Consider the following 19,510-nt stretch of genomic DNA (forward strand, 5'->3'; position numbering starts at 1 on the left):
TAAAAATAAAAAATCAACCAACTGTTAACCAAGCGGTAAGAACGATATAGAAAGAATGTTCAACCGTTTTCAAACCCAAACAAACATGAAACTATTTTTACGACGGCAAAATTAAAGGAATAAGCAAACCAGAAGTATAGCTACTCCTGGTCTGTGTTTGGCAAATTTATTAAGAAATCAACTCCTAACAGCAGCATGCCGATAGTTTTCGACGACGGAAAGCACACTGCTACAACCAAACTAAACGTAAATGTATCAAATTTCTACTAAAAAATTTGGTATACCTAAAAGGCTATACCATAAAATCCTGTTAACTATGCGCTTAACCACCGTTATATTAATAGCAAGCCTCATGCAGGTCAGCGCCGCGACATTTGGCCAGCGCATTACACTAAATAAAACCAATGCACCGCTTTCTGCCGTTCTTAAGGAGATCAGAAAGCAGAGCGGATTTGACTTTTATTATGACTTCAATAAACTTTCCCAAAATCAAAAGGTCAATGTCAGTCTAACTAACGAAAGTTTAGACAATGCCCTGTCAGCAGTGCTTAGAGGATTAGATGTGGAGTATTCCATTGAGGGGAAGATCATCACACTAAAAGAAAAGAAACGGACATCTGTTATAGATGGCCTTTCCACTTATTTCTCCAGTATTACCGTTACCGGATCAGTGGTAGACGAAAAAGGAATTCCAGTTTCTGGTGTTACGATATCCGCAGGATTTCCACGTAATCAGGGTGATATTCATAGTATTGACAACCCGATGCTTGCTTTTAAAGATCTAACCGTTGCAGCTTTGACTGATACCGAAGGAGAATTTACAATAAAACGCATAGATGAAAATGCTTACCTTATTTTCTCCTATGTGGGGTATAAACCTAAATACGTCAAAGCCGCAGAAAATATGGGCGTGATACGACTGGAAGTTGAGTCTAAAAGCCTGACTGAAGTTAATGTTACCGTAAATACCGGTTATCAAACCATTTCAAAAGAGCGTAGTGCCGGCTCATTTGCGAAACCCAACATGGCCACAGTAAGTGCCCGTACCGGTAGTATGAATATCCTGCAACGCCTGGATGGATTAGTACCGGGTTTAACCGTAAACAATTCACCCGGAGCCCGTCAAAGCCCGTTTTTAATTCGTGGTTTATCAACTATTGGTATTCCGGGCAATGCTAACCAGACCAATGATGCCTATGTTGGCACCAATAGAAACCCTTTATTCGTAGTAGATGGTATTCCGTTGAATGACGTATCGACCATCAATCCGCAGGATGTGGCCGATGTTACGGTATTAAAAGATGCAACCGCTGCTTCCATCTGGGGCGCCAGGGCATCCAACGGGGTCATCGTCATTACCACTAAAAAAGGCGTTAAAGGCGATCGTATAAGGATCACTTACGATGCCTTCATCAACATCCAGGGCAAGCCTGATCTGAATTATTTGCCTACCTTAAATAGCAGGCAGTTTATCGATGCAGCTACTCAATATTTTGATCCGGTACTAAATCCATGGGAATCAGTAACGGCGTATGCGCCTATGGCTACCGGTGTTGCCCCGCATGAAGTGATTTTATATAATAAATATCGTGGACTGATCTCTGCAGGCCAGGCTGCCGCAAGCCTTGATAGCCTCGCTAATATCGATAATCGCCAGCAGATTAAGGATCTTTGGTACCGAAATGCTTCCCTGATGAACCATACGGTTACCTTATCCGGCGGCAGTACCAATTATGCCTTCTATGGCTCTGCTGCTTATACCAACACCACAAGCAACCGGCCGGGCGAAAAAGACAATACTTATAAAATAAACGTGCGCCAGGAATTCTCGCTAGGCAAACGTGTTCAGCTAAGTTTAATTACCGATTTAAACAACAACATCAGCAGCGCCATGCGGACTATTGATGTCAATAATAAATTTTATCCCTATCAATTGTTTCAGGATGCTGCAGGCAAAAATATTTCCATGCCTTACATGCAATTGCTTAGCGAAGATGTGAGGACTGATTTTCAAAACAGGAGCCGCATCAACCTGGATTACAATCCGCTTGATGAATTTAATTATGGCTCAACCAAAAACAATAACTTCTTCAGCCGTAACATTTTGGGCCTGAATGTAAACCTGGTTAAAGGTTTAAAATTTGAGGGTACCTACAGCTATAATAAAGGCAGTAGCAAATCTGAAATTTATGATGATGCAAGAAGTTATAAAGTCAGGAGTGAACTTGCCCAGTTTACAGTTGCACCAACCATAGACGATACACCAATTTATTATTTGCCAAGCACAGGCGGTATTTATTCGGTAGGCAATACCAGTCAGCAGGATTGGACCATCAGGAACCAGTTGAATTACAGCAACAGCTGGAATGAAAATATGCACCAGCTAAACGTATTAATTGGACAGGAGGCTCAGGAGCAGTTGAGTGCTACAAACGGTAGTAAGGTGAGGGGTTATGATGATAAACTGCTTACTTCTGTTCCGGTCGACTATGCAACCCTTTCCAGGAGCGGCATCTCCGGAACGGTGATGCCCAACGATTATTTTGGTAGTCTTTTGACTAGTGATTATTTTACCCAGGGAGAATTCCGAAGCAGGTTTTCTTCCTATTATTCAAACGTAGCCTACACCTATAACCAGAAATATTCGATCAACGGAAGCCTGCGTATGGATAAGAGTAACCTGTTTGGCCTGGATAAATCGGCACAGAATAAACCGGTTTGGAGTGTGGGTGGTAAATGGCTGGTTACAGGTGAAAAATTCATATCGGCAGTAACCTGGTTAAATTCTTTAGCCCTCAGGGCAACGTATGGGTTAACCGGGAATGCACCCTCTCCTGGCACAGCTTCTTCTTATGATATTCTGCAGGGTTATGAAAATTCCTGGTTACCAGGCGGAACCGGATTGGTTATTTCTACAGCTTCCAATCCAAAACTAACCTGGGAAAGTACCAGAACAATCAACCTCGGGCTGGATTTTGCGCTTTTAAACAATCGAATCAGTGGTTCATTAGATGCCTATCAAAAGAAAACCTCCAATCTACTGGGCAATCTGCCTACCAATACATTTACCGGTTACCCGAATATTATCGGCAACCTGGGCGATTTACAGAATAAAGGCATAGAGCTGAGCATCAACAGCTCAAACCTCAGGGGGCGTTTAAGCTGGTCTACTTCATTAAATATTGCCTACAATAAAAATACCATTACCAGTTTAAACCAACAATACCCTACTACCTCTGCGTATGATAGAATAGGCCAGAATTATGTAGCTGGTTATCCTGCATTTGCAATTTTTGCTTATGAATATGCTGGCCTGGATAACATGGGTGATCCTCAGATCAGGCTGGCTGATGGAACAGTAACTAAGGCGCCTTACGTGGGGAAGCCAGAAGATGTAAAATTTATGGGCACTTACCAACCGGTTTGGAACGGTGGCTTATCTAACGTATTCACTTATGGCGGCTTAAGTTTAAGTGCAAACATCGTATACAGTTTGGGCCATGTGATGCGAAAAGATGTAACCGAATCCTTTTCGGGAAGAATTACGCATGTAAATGAAGCAGGAACAGGGTTTGGGTTTAAAACCGGTAACCTGCTGGCAGACTTTGCCGATCGCTGGATAAATCCCGGGGATGAAAAGTTTACCAACGTCCCATCGTATGATGCCAATTCATCTGATGCTCAAAGTCGCAGAGACGTTACTTATTACAGCCGTGCAGACATTAACGTGGTGAGTGCATCTTACATTAAAATGCGTGACATTACGCTTTCTTACAGCCTGCCTTCCTTATGGATTAAAAAGCTGAAAGCCGATCAGGTTACTTTGCGAGCCCAGGTTTCTAACGTGATGTTATGGAAAGCAAATAAAGATGGTATTGATCCTGAATTCCAGGAAGCCAGTTTAGCCTTCAGGAATCTGCGGATTAATCAGGGCTCCGTATCATTTGGTTTGAACGTAAAATTCTAATAAACATGAAACAGATATCTAAAAATATAAAAACCGCGGTTGTGTTTGCCTTGCTTTCGACCGTTTTTTTCTCCTGTAAAAAGTCCTTTCTGGAAGTGACTCCGAAAGGCAAGCTGATTGCGCAAAAAGTGTCAGATTATAATTTGCTGCTCAATAACCTGGACCTGGTGAATCAAATCTCCTCAAATGCGCAGATCACTTTGGGCGATGAAATGGCTGCAATTGAACCTTATTACAGTGGAAAGGATTTAAGAACTCAGCGCTTGTTCCGCTGGGACGATGTAGTTTATGAACCTAATGAAGATGCCGGCGAACTTTCTGCCCCATTGAAAAATATTTATACCTACAACAAAATTATTACCGAATTGCCCAATGCCACAGATGGAACCGAACTACAAAAATCGTCTATCAAGGCTGAAGCCATGGCGGGTAGAGCGTGGACCTATTTCCTATTGATTAATTATTTCGGCAAACCCTATAATGCCACGACATCTTCCAGCGATCCGGGTTTCCCGATTGTAACCGCACCCGATGTAACGCAAACAAAATTTACAAGGGCAAGCGTAAAAGAAGTGTATGATTTTATTATTAACGACCTGGTTAGTGCTATTCCTAACCTGCCTCAGAAAGTAAGCTCCCGCATCCGGATGTCGAGACCTGCTGCTGAAGGAATTTTAGGTAAGGTATATGTGTATATGGGCAAATTTTCAGATGCCATACCCCATTTAAATGCATCGATACAAGGTTTGGCCAATGCATCCATACCGGTGGGACTTTATGATTATAATGTAACCTTTGCGCCGGGCGGACAATTTACCCCAATTGATGACTTCGGGGTTCCATATCCAAACCTGGATGGAATTCAGGAAAATATATATGGAAAACAATGTTATAACGACGGACCTTTTGGAAATGCACTTGTACTCGATAAAAAGACGGTTGATTTGTATCAATCTTCAGATTTAAGGCTGAATTTTTATTCGTCAAATGCCGTCTTCGGTCCTGAATACCCTCAGGGCTTTCTCAGAAGAACCAGCCCTGGCACCATTCAATTTGGGGTGGTTATTCCGGATTTGTATCTTCTGAGTGCAGAATGTAAGGCACGTACCAACGATTTATCTGGCGCGAAAACGGATTTGGAATACCTGCGTATCAGAAGATTGCCCTCAGATAGCTATGAAGTACCAGCTTCTGTTGCCAATCAGCAGCTGCCCTTGTTGAAATATATCCTTGATGAGCGCATCAGAGAATTTTCGGCCATGGGTTACCGATGGTTCGACATGAGAAGGCTTTCAGTAGATCCACTCTTTAGTTCAAATGTCTATACCCACACATTATACTCGGCAACAGGTACAGTTAGTAAGACATTTACCTTAAAGCCAAATCGTTTTACACTCCGGTTTCCTCAAAAAGTAATCAATGAGAATCCGGGTATGGAAAACAACCCTTAAATGGACATCACAATTTTTTTCTAAATAATTCAAAAAACATGTTAAAAATACTAGTTACTGCAGTAATTGGCCTGGCCGCCTTTTCTGTAAACGCGCAAACCGGCTTTTCCATTAAAGGAAAAATTCCAGCTAAGTATGATGGTCAGAAAGTGATGCTGGAATATCGGACTACCAGACAGGAAGTGAGAGATTCGGCCATTGTCAGGAATGGTTCTTTCTCATTTAAAGGCAAAGTGAATGCTGTTGTAAAAGCATACCTCAATTTAAAACCGACCGAAAAAAATAAAGAAACGGCAGATAACGATGACTTCTATGCCAGAAATTATCAGACATTCTTTTTAGAAAACACGAACATCAGCATTGTAGGTACGCAAATAGGTAACGCCACAATTAAGGGCGGACCCGCGCAATCGGATTACCTGATTTTAAAATCCCGGTTAAAATCGCTGGAAGCAAAGCAGATGGTTTTGAATGAGCAAGTGATGCGTAGTTTCAGAAACAAAAAGAATGAGAGTAGTGAAGACGCTCCGAATGAATTTGCGCCCCAACTACAGCTCTTATATAGCGAAATTGGTAAGATACAAAATGCTTTTATCCAGCATCATCCCGACTCTTATGTAAGCCTTGATTTGATTAATGAAAGGAATGACGGCGCGGTTGAACTGGCAAAGCTAAAACGTGATTTGAAACTTTTGAGCCCCAGAATGAAAAACACGGCCATGGGCAAGAATTTGCAGGTTAAATTGGCCATGGCCGAAAAAACAGGCATTGGGCAGCAGGCACTGGATTTTACCCAGAACAATACCGAAGGAAAGCCCGTAACCTTATCTTCATTAAGAGGGAAATATGTTTTAGTCGATTTTTGGGCCAGCTGGTGCGCACCTTGCCGGGAAGAAAACCCAACAGTAGTAAAGGCTTATAAAAAATTTAAAGACAAGAATTTTGAGATTATTTCCATTTCCCTGGATGATAAAAAAGAGCCATGGCTAAAAGCAATTGAAGCAGATGGCTTACCCTGGATTCAGTTGAGTGATTTAAAAGGCTGGAAAAATTCCGTGGCCAGGTTGTATGGGATAACCTCAGTTCCCCAAAACCTTCTTTTAGACCCGAATGGAAAGATTGTAGCAAAAAACCTTAGAGGTGAAGAACTACAAATGGAACTGGATAAAATCTTTAATTAAAGAAAACTGATGCTTAAGAAATGTCAATTAGTGGTCTTCGTTACGCTGCTGTTTACGCAAACAGCTTTAGTGGCACAACCAAACCATCAATGGAAAACTGCTGCTTCCGGTAGTTATACCTACAAATATGTAACTGATGATCCCACAAAATCCCGCTTTTACACCCTTAAGAATGGGCTCACTGTGGTCTTGTCACAAAATGCGCAGCATCCGGTGATCGAATTCAGGTTGGCTGTAAGGGCGGGGAGCAATACCGACCCGAAAAATACGACCGGTTTGGCACATTATCTTGAACATTTACTTTTTAAGGGTACCGATAAATTCGGTACCCTAAATTATGCAAAAGAAAAACCGCTTCTTGATGAAATTGAGAAGTTATTTGAACAGTACAGGCGAACGGTAGACCCGGTAAAACGGAAGGCGATGTATGCGAAAATTGACAAGATCTCAAATGAGGCTTCCAACTACGCAATTGCCAATGAATACGACCGGATGATGAAATCAATCGGTGGCAAAACCACCAATGCACATACGCTTTATGAGGGAACAGATTATAACGAAGACTTTCCCTCCAATGCCGTAGATCAGTTCCTGGCTTTACAGGCAGAACGGTTCCGAAGCCCGGTATTCCGTCTTTTTCATACCGAACTCGAGGCCGTTTATGAAGAAAAAAATAGCCTTTTGGACGATGATAATATAAAGACTGATGAAAAAGTTTTAGCTGCGTTGTTTCCTACCCACAATTATGGACAGCAAACCGTAATCGGTACCATAGCGCATTTGAAAAACCCATCATTAGTGGCCATCAGGGCATATTATAACAAGTATTATGTCCCGAATAACATGGTCCTTGCCTTTGCCGGCGATTTCAATCCGGATGAAATGATCAGGAAAGTTGATCGTGCTTTTTCCTATATGAAGGCAAAACCACTGCAGCTATATAACCCGGCGCCTGAAAAGCCATTGACTAAAGTTCAACAGATCGTTGTTTATGGTCCGAATAAGGAAAATGTTAAGATATCTTACAGAGGCTATGCTCAAAATACAAGGGAAAGCATGTTGCTTAAACTCATTTCCAGTATTATGTCAAACGACAAAGCTGGTCTTACGGACGTAAATTTGAACCAGCAGCAAAAGGTGCAAAGTTCGGGTGCAAATTATTATCAGATGAAAGATTATGGCGTGTTCAGTTTGTATGCAAGCCCTAAACAAGGTCAAAGCCTGGAAGAGGCTCAAAAATTATTGCTGGAGCAGATTGAGCAACTTAAACAAGGTAATTTCGACGAAAGTCTGATCAAAGCAATTGTTGCCAATAACAAGCTGAATTCGCTTTATGAATTTGACGATAACGGCATGCGTGTGAATACAATTGTTAAGGAGTTCGTTTTAAACCGTTGCGAAAACTGGGATGAAACCTTAAACATGCCGGAGGCGATGGGTAAAATTACCAAAAAGGAAATCGTAGAATTTGCCAACAAATTCTTCAATGACAATTACGTAGTCGCCTATAAACGCCAGGGTGAAGATAAAGAAACCATCAAAGTTGAAAAGCCAGAAATCACGCCAATCAATACGAATCCTTCGGCAGTATCTGCATTTGCGAAAAAGCTTTATGCGATGCCCCTAAAACCAATCGCGCCCAGATTTTTAGATTATAAAAAAGATTTGAATTTATCTAAGGTAGGAATAGCTGATGTGGTTACGGTTCAAAATACAGAGAATGGCCTGTTTAGCTTGTCTTACAAATTTGATGTGGGCAGCTGGAACCTGAAGCTTCTGCCTTATGCTGCACAGTACCTTAATTTTTTAAATACGGATAGGTATACCTCAGAAGAGATAAAGCGGCAGTTTTATCAAATTGCCTGCGATTATAATTTTTCTGTAGAAAATGAAGGCGCCTCCATTTCCATTAGCGGTTTACAAGAGAATTTTGATAAAGCCGTAAACCTGGTAGAACATATTTTTGCAAATTGTAAATCTAATGATCAGGCGTTGGCTGAACTTAAAAATGGCATTATCAAGGAGCGGGAGAACAGCAAATTAAGGAAAGAAGATATCTTAAGGGGCATCAGCATTTATGCGCAGTATGGTCCGGACAATCCATTTAACAATAACCTGGGCAATGAGGAAATACAAAACATTTCATCAGCAGAACTGCTCTCGATATTGCATAACTTTTATAAATACAAGCATACCATCACCTATTACGGACCAAAGCCGCTGGCCGATTTTACAAATAATATTAGAGAACTTCATCATTTGCCCAATCAGTTCCTGGCAGATCCTCCGGCTAAAAAATTTACGTATACCACAGCAGCTAAAAATCAGGTTTATTTTGCGCCGTACGACATGGTACAGGCAGAGGTATGTTGGGTGCGCAATAATGGCGGGCCTTACGATCCTGGCCAGGCCGCAAAGATCAATTTATTCAACAGTTATTTCGGCCAGGGTATGAGTTCGGTCGTGTTCCAAACCATCAGGGGTTCTAAGGCTTTGGCCTATTCAACCGGTGCACTATATTCATCGCCTAAGAAAAAAGCTAAAGAATATACCATGTTTGCCTACCTCACCTGCCAGGCCGATAAAATGGGTTATGCCATTAATAGTATGAACGAATTGCTGAACAATTTGCCGAAAGAAGATCACGCTTTTGAACTTGCCAAAGCCAACGCGTTAAATGAAATAGCAACTGAGCGCATTAATAAAGAGGAGATCATCAGGGCATACTTTAGAGATCAGCAATTGGGTATCGACCATGATTCGAGGATCGACCAATACGAGGGTTTAAAAGTTTTAAACTTCTCAGCCATTAAAGCATTCCATGAGCAAAAAATTGCAGATAAGCCATACTACTACTGCATCGTTGCTTCGGAGAAGAATGTAAAAACGGAAGCGCTGCAAAAAGCTGGTCCGGTAATGAAATTAAGTCTGAAACAGATTTTTGGCTATTAAAATTCAAAAAAATAATCACGCCCATGAAATTCAAATTACTGTTGTTGGCGAGCCTGCAAACGGCATTTTTAAGCTTAATGGCCCAAAACATGTATCAATGGAAAACGGCCACTTCCGGCGGTTATACGTATAAGTATGTAAGCAATGATCCGACCCAGTCACGTTTTTATACCTTAAAGAATGGCCTCACCGTGGTGTTGTCGCAAAATACCAAAGCGCCGGTTGTTGAATTCAGACTTGCCGTAAGGGCAGGCAGCAATACAGATCCTAATAATGCTACCGGCCTGGCGCATTACCTGGAACACCTGCTCTTTAAAGGTACCGATAAGTTTGGAACGCTGAATTACGCAAAGGAAAAACCATTGCTCGATAGCATAGAGATATTATATGAACAGTATCGTCATACAACAGACCCGCTAAAACGCAAAGCAATTTATACGAAAATCGACCAGGTCTCCGGCGAAGCTTCCAATTATTCCATTGCTGGTGAGTACGGAAAAATGATGAAATCCATTGGTGGGAAATCCAGCAATGCACACACCTGGAACGAGGAAACCGTTTATGATGAGGATTTTGCGTCCAATGCCATCGATCAGTTCCTGGCTTTGCAGGCGGAACGTTTCCGCAATCCGGTATTCCGCCTTTTTCATACTGAACTGGAGGCTGTATATGAAGAAAAGAATAGAGGACTGGACGATGATGACAGAAAGATTGAAGAGCAAACCGCTGCAAAATTATTTCCTACACATAATTTATGGGCAGCAAACGACTATCGGCACCATAGCACATTTAAAAAATCCATCATTGGTAGAAATCAGGAAATATTACAATAAGTATTATGTTCCTAACAATATGCTATTGGTTTTTGCCGGTGATTTTGTTTCCGATGAACTCATCAAGGAAATAGACCGTTCATTCGCCTACATGCAACCGAAACCATTGGAACTGTACAATCCTGCAGCCGAAAAACCAATAACAAAAATTGAACAGGTGGATGTATATGGTCCGAGTGCTGAATGGGTAAAAATCTCCTACCGCGGAGCTGCCCAGGCTACAGGCGAAAGTAGAATCCTATCCCTTATTTCCAGTATTCTGTTTAACGGAAAAGCTGGCCTGGGAGACATCAACCTGAATCAGCAACAAAAAGTTCAGTATGCTGATGGTGGCTACCAACAGATGAAAGACTATGGGGTTTTTGGTTTATCTGCCCGGCCTAAAAAGGGCCAGACATTAGACCAGGCCAAAACGTTGTTGCTGGATCAAATTAATTTGCTCAAAAATGGCGATTTTGATGAAAGCCTAATCCGGGCCACGGTAGCCAATAAAAAGCTGGATTTGTTGAAAGAATCAAGCCAGAATCGCTTCCGGGTTAATGCCATTATGCGCGAGTTCATCCTGAGCAGGGGCGTTAATTGGGACAATACTTTGGGTAGCCTGGATGCCATGGCCCATATCACCAAAAAGCAGGTTACAGATTTTGCAAAACAATTTTTTCGCAATAATTATATAGTAACCTATAAGCACCAGGGCGCAGATAAGAGTATAATAAAGGTGGAGAAACCACAGATAACGCCTGTAAAAACAAATGCACTGGCTTCTTCAGACTTTGCTAAAACACTGCTAACCCTACCTATTAAACCCATCCTGCCCGAATTTCTGGATTACAAAAAAGACCTTAATTTTGGCAAAGACGGTATAGCGGATGTAGTTACTGTACAAAATAAAGACAACAGCCTTTTTAGTTTAACCTATAAATTTGAGATTGGCAGCTGGAATTTACCCCTGTTGAGTTATGCAGCACAATACCTTTCATACCTGGGTACAGATAAATATAGTGCAGAAGAGATTAAACGGCAATTTTATACCATTGCCTGCAATTATAGCTTTACTATCGGGGCCGAAAATGCCAGCATTAAAATCAGCGGCCTGCAGGAAAATTTTGGTCGGGCTGTAAGTTTGGTTGAAGAAATCTTTGCGGGCTGTAAAGCCGATGAGCAGGCCTTAACTGAACTAAAAAATGGCATCTTACAGGATAGGGACAATAACAAGTCTGATAAGGATTATATACAGGCAGGGCTCAACAGCTATGCCCAATATGGACCGAAAAATCCATTTAATACCATACTGGGTAGCAATGAAATCCGAAACATCAGCTCAGCGCAATTGCTATCCCTGTTGCACAATTTCAGTAATTACAAACACACCATTACCTATTTCGGTCCGGAGACGATGGCTGGGCTTACGCCCGGTTTAGGTAAACTTCACCATTTGCCAAAAACGTTTCTTACCGAACCTATCGCCAAAAAATACATGCCTATTCCAACCGATACGAATGAGGTTTACTTTGTCGATTACGATATGGTACAAGCTGAAGTTTCCTGGTTTCGCAACAGTGAAAATTACGATCCGAAATTGCAGCCAAAAATAGAGTTGTTCAACAGTTATTTCGGTGGGGGAATAGAGTCAGTAGTGCCCCAGTCTATCCGGGAATCTAAAGGCCTGGCCTATTCTACCGAGGCATTTTACCTTTCCGCCAACCAAAAAGACAGGTTGAATGTTATGACTGCCTATGTGGGAAGCCAGGCAGATAAAATGAACGAGGCTGTTAAAAGTATGAACGAGTTGCTGGCCAATCTGCCCGAGGTAAATAAATCTTTCGAAGTTTCTAAAAACAATACATTGAATGGGCTGGAAACCAACAGGATTACAGGTGAACGCATTATATCCGCCTATTTTGCTGATCAAAAGCGAGGACTGGACCATGATTCCAGGATCGACTTATATGAAGGTGTTAAACACCTGAACTTTGCAGATATCAAAGCTTTTCATAAAGACCATGTAGCTGGAAAACCTTATAAGTACTGTATTATTGCTTAAGAGAAAAATATAAAAACGGATGATTTGCGGCAATTTGGCAAGGTGATTAAATTAAGTCTGGAGCAGGTTTTTGGCTATTAGCCGCCTTCCTGACGATGAGAATTCGCCGTCAGGATGTAATTTTTTCCCTGGCATAGGCTACACTTATCATTGACTTTAGGATCACTCGAAACTTGTGATCCTAAAGTCCGAATGGGCAGCAAAGATATTTTCATAAAGCCCATCCGAGTTATAATACAAATTTCCCGATAAATCGACTTAGATTACGATCTTCACCAGATGAATTGGGTACCGGTTGTTACCCCGGTTTTATAATTTTATCCGATAATGCAATTAGTTCATTCTGTGTACCTTGATCTGCTTCGTTGGATAATAAAACGATACCTGTATTCAAATCAGGGTAAAATACAATATAACTACTAAAACCTAAACTGCCACCTGTATGGGAAACGCTCCGTGCACCGTTTTCTGTTTTTCTGACTTTCCAGTTAAGTGCGGTAGCACCCTCTTCAATTTTTCCAAAAGTTGGCTGGTGACTTAATTTTGCAACAGCATTTGTTTCATTTAACTGAAATCTCATATACCTTAACATGTCCGAACTCGAAGATGCTATACTTGCTGCAACCTGCAAATCCTCCCAATCAATAACCGGCATCACACGTCCCTTATCATCGTAACCTTTTGCCATTTTTTTGGCAGTTTTCCAGCCGTTAAAAGGAATGTGTTTTTCATTTTGAGCGGTTCGGCGAAATATGTTTTCAATAGATTTTCATAAGTGTCTTTGTAAACGATTTCCATAATATAACCGAGCAACTGAGCGGCGGTGTTACAGTGCCGTGCAATGCTTCCGGGTTGAACGTGTAGTTTTACATCGTGTAAATCTTTATAAAAATCCTGCCTGCTATATTTTGTGTGAACTGAATCTAAAATATAAGGGATGGCGTCAGGAGCTGCCTTTCCAAAAATATCTTTATCCGGCATCCAATTTGGTAATCCGGAAGTGAGATTAACCAGGTTAAGTAAAGTGATAGGTGTTCCGTTATAATTCAAATTAGGATAATCTTCCTTCAGGTATTTACGTATATCATCGTTAAGCTTTACCTTTTTATCAAGAACTGCTTTTGCAAGCAAAGTAGCCCCAAATGTTTTTGTAATGGATGCAAGTTCGTAAACGGTATTGCCCGTTGGTAATTCTGATTTTTCCTTCTGGGTTGAGCCATAATTATAGAGGTATGATTGTCCATTTTTAATAATTCCTATTGAAATGCCAACCCTGGAGTTATTTTTCATAAACGCAGAAACTGATTGTTCCACCAATGTATCCAATGGCGTTTTTAATTTATTGTCGGTGGGTCGTTTTATTTGATCTGTTTGCGCAAAGCAGAGCGATATATGCATTAAAGAAATTAAAAACAGGACCACTTTTTTCATATTTAATTGTGAGTTTGTAATAAGACACTAAAAATAATGGACACGTTGCATCCAGAAAATTATTTACAGCACTTTAATTTATAAGGCCTAACAGTATCTGGATAAATAGATTCAATGGAAATACTTTGAACATTGTTCTAAATGTAACGAAGTGAAAAAAGACTTAAAAAGCCTTAAATGGGCTCCAACAATCAACCAAACAATTCAATTTCTTATAGCCCTAAACGCCATGTTATGAGGCAAAATGTACTTTCTGATTTAAAGAAATTTGTGAAGCAATATTTTCACTTCTTCGTCCGAACAATCAAGTGGCTGGTCGCAATGGTCGAAAAATTCAAATAACACACTAATTACCAATTATTTATACGTGTTAAGTTTTAACTAATTCAATTAAATCTTAATCGTCCCTTGCAGTTCATGTACAACCAGATTGAGTACCTGTTTAATTTTTTCCAGCAAATATTCCGCCCGTTCCGATTCCCCATACACTACAGAAAATTTTTCTAATTCATTAAGTTCTTCCTTTATGCATACTATTCCCATATTGTCTATTGAAGGTTTAATCCGGTGTATAATTTGTGAGATTTTAAGAAAATCATGATTCGCATAGGCTTCATTCAATTCTTTTAATGAAACGGGAGTTTGATTTATAAAAAACCTAACCATTTTATCAGTGAATTCTTTTTACCCCTACCTATGTTTTCAATCTTCGATAAATTATATAACGGGCTTTTAATTTCATTTATATTTTTTTCGGCTATGGTGCTGGCTTTGTTCAGCCATCTGGAAACAATTTCTAGTAGTTGTACCTCTTCAAACGGTTTTGACAAATAATCATTCATCCCCACATCAAAGCATTTTTGATTATCTCCTTTAAATGCAAATGCTGTTAGTGCAATAATGGGCATTGAGTTTAATGTTTCCCTGATTTGCCTGGTGGCTTCCAGGCCATCTATACCTGGCATCTGTACATCCATCAGAATCAAATCAAAATCTTTTTGACTTACCAGTTGAATGGCTTCCTGTCCATCACAAGCCTCTGTAACAACAGCACCAAAATTGCTTAATATTGCGGAGGCCAAAAGTCTGTTTATTTCATTGTCATCGGTTATCAAAATATTTTTCCCGTCCAGCAGTCTTGTATCTACTTCCTTATCTGCTTTGTCTGGCAAATCACCTGCATTTCCTTTTGGCATCTTTAAAATAAAAGATACAACCGTACCCTGGCCCTTTTTGCTGATTACCTTTATTTCTCCGTTCATTAACTCAATGAGTTGTTTGCAGATACTCATGCCAAGCCCGGTTCCACCATAATTCCTCGTAATAGAGTTGTCTTCCTGCGAAAATTTATCGAATAAATTCGCTATAAAATTCTTTTCCATTCCAACTCCTGTATCCATTACACTGGCCTCAATAAGTTGCGCTGTTTCAAAATCCTGTAAAACCCTGCAGGAAACATCAACTCTTCCTTTAGGCGTAAATTTTATTGCATTGCTAACTAAATTGAGCATAATCTGCGACAGGCGATAAGGGTCCCCTATCAGCACCTCCGAAAGCTTTTGATCACAAAAAGAATTGGTGAACTCTAAACCCTTTTCTTCTGCCCTATGCCGCATAACTTCCATTACATGGCTAACAACCTGTTTAGGATCAAAGCCAATTTTCTCAAGGCTTAATTTGCCTGATTCAATTTTACTCAGATCTAAAATATCATTGATAATAACCAGCAGATTATCAGCTGAAGAACGAATTGTATTGAGGAAGAAGCGCTGGTTCTGATCTAAGGTTGTTTTATTAAGTTGACCGGCCATGCCGGAAATGGCATTCATTGGAGTCCGGATTTCATGACTCATATTTGCCAGAAAAGCTTCTTTTGCTTCAGTAGATGCTTCAGCAGCCTCTTTTGCTTTAATCAGATCATACTCTAGTTTCTTTTGGTTGGTAATGTCCAGGTGTATCCCAACAGAGCCTACATGTTCTCCTTTATCATTAAGCCTGGGTGCTCCACTGATTAGCCACCACCTTAGTTCCCCTTCTTTGTTTCGAATATTCACTTCGTAGGCGTCTGATATTCCCTTTTCCCGAAGGCTATTTTTCGATTCTATCAGGTTTTTACTCTCTCCGAGATTTAATACTTCGGTTACTTTAGCACCTATTAGTTCTCCCTCATTAAAGCCAGCCATTTTACAGAAGCTTTGATTTACGAACTGGATATAATCATCATTATCCACTTCAACCAGTCCTAAGTTCATATTTGTAATAATGCTTCTGTATTTCTCTTCTTTATTGCTCAAAGCCTGTTCAGAAAGTTTACGGTCAGTAATGTCCGAATGGGTACCAATAATTCTTTCGGGCAAACCTTCAGGGTCCTGTTCACCAGCATGCCACGGTCCAATACCCATATATAATCTCCGTTTTTGTGCAATATCCGGTACTCTCTTTGATGCGAATTGATTTCTCCGGCAAAATAGGCTTCATCAGTTTTCAGAATCATGGGAAGATCTTCAGGATGTATCCGGCTCATCCACTCGTTGGGGTCGTTCGGAAATTCCTCTTCCTGATAACCCAACATCCTTTTATATTGCTTCGAGAAAAATGCTTTTTTGGTTTGAAAATTATACTCCCAAACACCATCACCAGCGCCCTCCAAAGCGAACTGCCATAATTCCTGACTGGCCTTTAAAGCTTCCTCATTTTTCTTGCGGTCAGAAATATCGCGAATAAAGGAACAAAAGAAATTGTTATTACCCTGTTTTACCGGTATGATAGATAGTTCGATCTGAAATTCTTCGCCTTTTTTGTTAACCGCCGGTAACTCTAACATTTTATTAAGTACAGGACCAGTTCCTGTCAGGTAGTAGTTGTCCATCCCCGTTTCGTGTCCTTTTTTGTGATACCGGGGGATAATGTTATCCGTCAATCGCTTACCTAAAACCTCACCTTCCTGCCAGCCGAATATTTTTTCTGCCTGCGGATTCCAGAAAGTGATTAACCCCTGATCATCTATGGTGATAATAGCATCTAAGGCTGAATTCATGATCAGGCGATTTTTTAATTCGCTTTGCTCAAGGGCCTCCTGGGCTTTTTTACTTTCTGTAACATCAGTATAACTCCAAAGATGCCCCTTGTACACCCCATCAAGAACAATTGGTATATACGCCCTGTTAAGTATCCGTTCATCATTTAAAATCACATTTTCACTTACATAAAGCCTTTTCTCCAGGATATTTTGAATGTCATTTATAAACTGCTCCGGATTTTTAAACAGCCCCGCAGATTGCTCGGCACTTTGACTGCAATCCACTCCAACTAACTCTTCAGGCGGTTGGGGTATTTTAAAAATAGTACAGAACAATTGATTTGTGAAAACAATTTTTCTATTTTCATCTTCCAGCAATATTCCACTCTGCGAGTTGTTAACCAATGAAGTAAATACCTGTTCTGCACTCTTTCTCTGGATGATCTGTTCATTTAAATACTCTGCAATTGAGAGTAAATCGTCTGAATTTTTATCCTGGTGTATACCACCAATTTCTCCCAGGGCACTCTTTAACTTATCAATCGATTTTTTCTTTACTTCTATTTCATGACTAAGTTTTTTATTTATTTCAATATATTCCTCTTCGCTGATGGAAAAAGCTCTCTCTACCAATAACTTATCTCTTTGTAAGGCTTCGTAAGAATCGTCAATCACACTTAAGAACTTTTTAACAGACGGATTTTCCGCAATTTCTGCAGTTAAATACTTACTGATTTGCCGGTTGAGTAGTTTATGGTAATTCATAAAATGAAGTGATTGTCATGGTTTGATTGTGTAGCTGACAGGTTGCACTACTATTAAAAGGAGAAATTTCGCCATACGAATAGAAACCAGCAATCATAGTACCTTCGGGAAGAGCATCCGCAACAGCTTCAACTTCTTCTTCCGTTCTTGGCCCAAGAATCAGTTTTCTTCCTACACAGCTAATGAGTAGTGCAAAATCAGGTTTTCGATTATTCTTTAAACTATTTTCAGCGGCTTTAGAAGAGGCATCAATTAATTTATCAAAATTCGCCTTCATCAACCGCACCTTTGAGTTTTCAGGAATGTCGCCTGCGAAAGTCATCGTTTTCTGCTCTTCATCAATTGATAAAATTGTACGCACTATGGGTTCTGATTGACCTTGTATGGTGAGCGCCAATGGAAACAGCAGCGCCGAAGCCGGCAAATTATCAACATCAGGCCCCAAATATTTCTTGTATAAATCCAATGCGCTCTGTTCATTAATTTCATATAAAACATTTCCCTGAGATTTTGTTACCGTCCTTTCCAAGCCAAACATATCCCAGCCGCCTTGAGAGCCGTGGGTAACCAATAGTTTATGTCCATAAAAGCCGATTGCGACAATATTCCCTTCAGCGGGATTTCGGTTCAGGCCAACTAAGGTAGACCTGAAGTTAGCATCATCACCAGCCAGGCCGCCCGTAACCAATATATTCCCAGCAGCCTGATTTAAGCCTTTTGTAAGCTCACTTCCGTTTACAAGACTTCCATCAGAAAAGACCATAATATAACTTAAATCTGGTTTTGGAAGATGGTTAATTAACCCAACCGCGGCATCATAGCTATTTTTATATGCACTAATGTTAACTGTTGAAGTTTTAATTGTTGTCGATTCGAAATTGAATGCGATAGCAATAAGAGAATTATCCGATACTGTTTCCTGATAAATCTCTCCGGCAGTGCTGCAGAGTGCAATATCTGCGTTTTTGAACAGGGCTTGCAGTTGGCCAAAAGCATCTGTCTGAGGAAATATATTTTTTCCGCCAAAGCACAGCACCAGGCTAAACTCGTCATTTTTTAATTCCTCTTTACCGCTCTGAGCCAGCCATTGGTTGTTATTATATCTGAAGAGTTTTGCATTCATGATTTTAATTTATAAAAAATTGTTTCTTCAAATTGAATACCATGCGCAAACAACTACAACAAAACGATGATAATCAAAATTTTACGAAATTCAGGTTAATTTTAGCTTCTAAATGTCAGATGCTGTTTCCGGAAAATGGAAATCACGATTCAACTTCACCATCTTTCACTCATGTTCTAAAGGATACTTTTCCAAAATCCAGGAAACTTTAACAACGTCGTTGTTATTATTTCAGACGATACCGGATAATACCACAAGTATCAGCCTTTAATGTTTCGACTCCATTTTAAAACAATCACGCTGTTTTGCTGATTTAAAAATAACATTATCACCCTTTATTTCCTGATTTCGCAAATAACTGCTGAAATTTCTTGTCTATATTGATTGCGACTACAGGTATATCTGGTTTAACTTCCGTTATTTTTGAAATAATTGATCACCGGGGTAATCTCGTAAACCCGGGATCAATGAAAATTAGATCTGCTTTTGATAGCGCTTGTTTAAACAATCTTGTATAGCGAGAAACCAGCTGATTAATATTACAGGTTTAAACTTAAATGATAATCTAACATTTGGGCCGTATCAGGGATCATCTTCTGCAATGAAAATGGAATACGTCTGAAATATCTGTTTCATAAGAGAGTATTAGGCATCAATTTAGGTAACATAAATTTATCATTTTTTTTATAAAACAGAGAAAATTCCATGTCCCGGAATTTTCAAAAACCCTATATTTTTTATAAA

At 40.1% G+C, this 19,510-nt stretch carries 12 protein-coding genes; 6 read left to right on the forward strand and 6 right to left on the reverse strand.

The features are described 5' to 3' along the window. Positions 1–352 precede the first annotated feature (352 nt). Genes ACQ86H_RS19840 through ACQ86H_RS19865 form a run of 6 tightly spaced genes read left to right on the forward strand, consistent with a single transcriptional unit; the run spans position 353 to position 12,428 of the window. Positions 353–3,967, forward strand: a complete 3,615-nt coding sequence (locus tag ACQ86H_RS19840; protein WP_431292246.1) for a SusC/RagA family TonB-linked outer membrane protein — start codon at positions 353–355, stop codon at positions 3,965–3,967. Positions 3,968–3,972: 5 nt separating this feature from the next. Then, positions 3,973–5,418 (forward strand): RagB/SusD family nutrient uptake outer membrane protein, encoded by a 1,446-nt coding sequence (locus tag ACQ86H_RS19845; protein ID WP_431292247.1) that lies wholly within the window; start codon positions 3,973–3,975, stop codon positions 5,416–5,418. A gap of 38 nt (positions 5,419–5,456) precedes the next feature. Continuing rightward, the gene (locus ACQ86H_RS19850) at positions 5,457–6,599 is read left to right on the forward strand and encodes a redoxin domain-containing protein (protein WP_431292248.1); all 1,143 of its coding nucleotides are present in this window, start codon (positions 5,457–5,459) and stop codon (positions 6,597–6,599) included. Between the two features lie 9 nt (positions 6,600–6,608). Continuing rightward, positions 6,609–9,551, forward strand: a complete 2,943-nt coding sequence (locus ACQ86H_RS19855) for an insulinase family protein (RefSeq protein ID WP_431292249.1) — start codon at positions 6,609–6,611, stop codon at positions 9,549–9,551. A 23-nt stretch (positions 9,552–9,574) separates the two neighbouring features. Further along, positions 9,575–10,384, forward strand: coding sequence for a M16 family metallopeptidase (locus tag ACQ86H_RS19860; protein WP_431292250.1), 810 nt, complete (start codon positions 9,575–9,577; stop codon positions 10,382–10,384). Continuing rightward, positions 10,356–12,428, forward strand: a complete 2,073-nt coding sequence (locus ACQ86H_RS19865; protein WP_431292251.1) for a M16 family metallopeptidase — start codon at positions 10,356–10,358, stop codon at positions 12,426–12,428. Before ACQ86H_RS19860 ends, ACQ86H_RS19865 begins: the two co-directional genes overlap by 29 nt. 298 nt (positions 12,429–12,726) lie before the next feature. Here the strand turns inward: ACQ86H_RS19865 and ACQ86H_RS19870 are convergent, their stop codons facing one another. From ACQ86H_RS19870 to ACQ86H_RS19895, 6 genes are all read right to left on the reverse strand, one after another. Further along, a complete protein-coding gene (locus tag ACQ86H_RS19870; protein ID WP_431292252.1) occupies positions 12,727–13,116 on the reverse strand; it encodes a serine hydrolase in 390 nt (129 codons plus the stop codon). Next, complete coding sequence (locus tag ACQ86H_RS19875) at positions 13,083–13,859, reverse strand: serine hydrolase domain-containing protein (protein ID WP_431292253.1); 777 nt, start codon at positions 13,857–13,859, stop codon at positions 13,083–13,085. Before ACQ86H_RS19875 ends, ACQ86H_RS19870 begins: the two co-directional genes overlap by 34 nt. A gap of 390 nt (positions 13,860–14,249) precedes the next feature. After that, positions 14,250–14,480, reverse strand: a complete 231-nt coding sequence (locus tag ACQ86H_RS19880) for a hypothetical protein (RefSeq protein WP_431292254.1) — start codon at positions 14,478–14,480, stop codon at positions 14,250–14,252. A gap of 26 nt (positions 14,481–14,506) precedes the next feature. Then, positions 14,507–16,261, reverse strand: coding sequence for a response regulator (locus ACQ86H_RS19885; protein ID WP_431292255.1), 1,755 nt, complete (start codon positions 16,259–16,261; stop codon positions 14,507–14,509). Then, the gene (locus ACQ86H_RS19890) at positions 16,150–17,643 is read right to left on the reverse strand and encodes a PAS domain S-box protein (protein WP_431292256.1); all 1,494 of its coding nucleotides are present in this window, start codon (positions 17,641–17,643) and stop codon (positions 16,150–16,152) included. Before ACQ86H_RS19890 ends, ACQ86H_RS19885 begins: the two co-directional genes overlap by 112 nt. Then, entirely contained in the window at positions 17,630–18,766 is a 1,137-nt protein-coding gene (locus tag ACQ86H_RS19895) for an FIST signal transduction protein (RefSeq protein ID WP_138822651.1), read from the reverse strand. The genes ACQ86H_RS19890 and ACQ86H_RS19895 overlap by 14 nt, the downstream gene beginning before the upstream one ends. Positions 18,767–19,510: the final 744 nt, after the last annotated feature.

This window comes from Pedobacter sp. P26 (assembly GCF_050632135.1).
Lineage (GTDB): Bacteria > Bacteroidota > Bacteroidia > Sphingobacteriales > Sphingobacteriaceae > Pedobacter.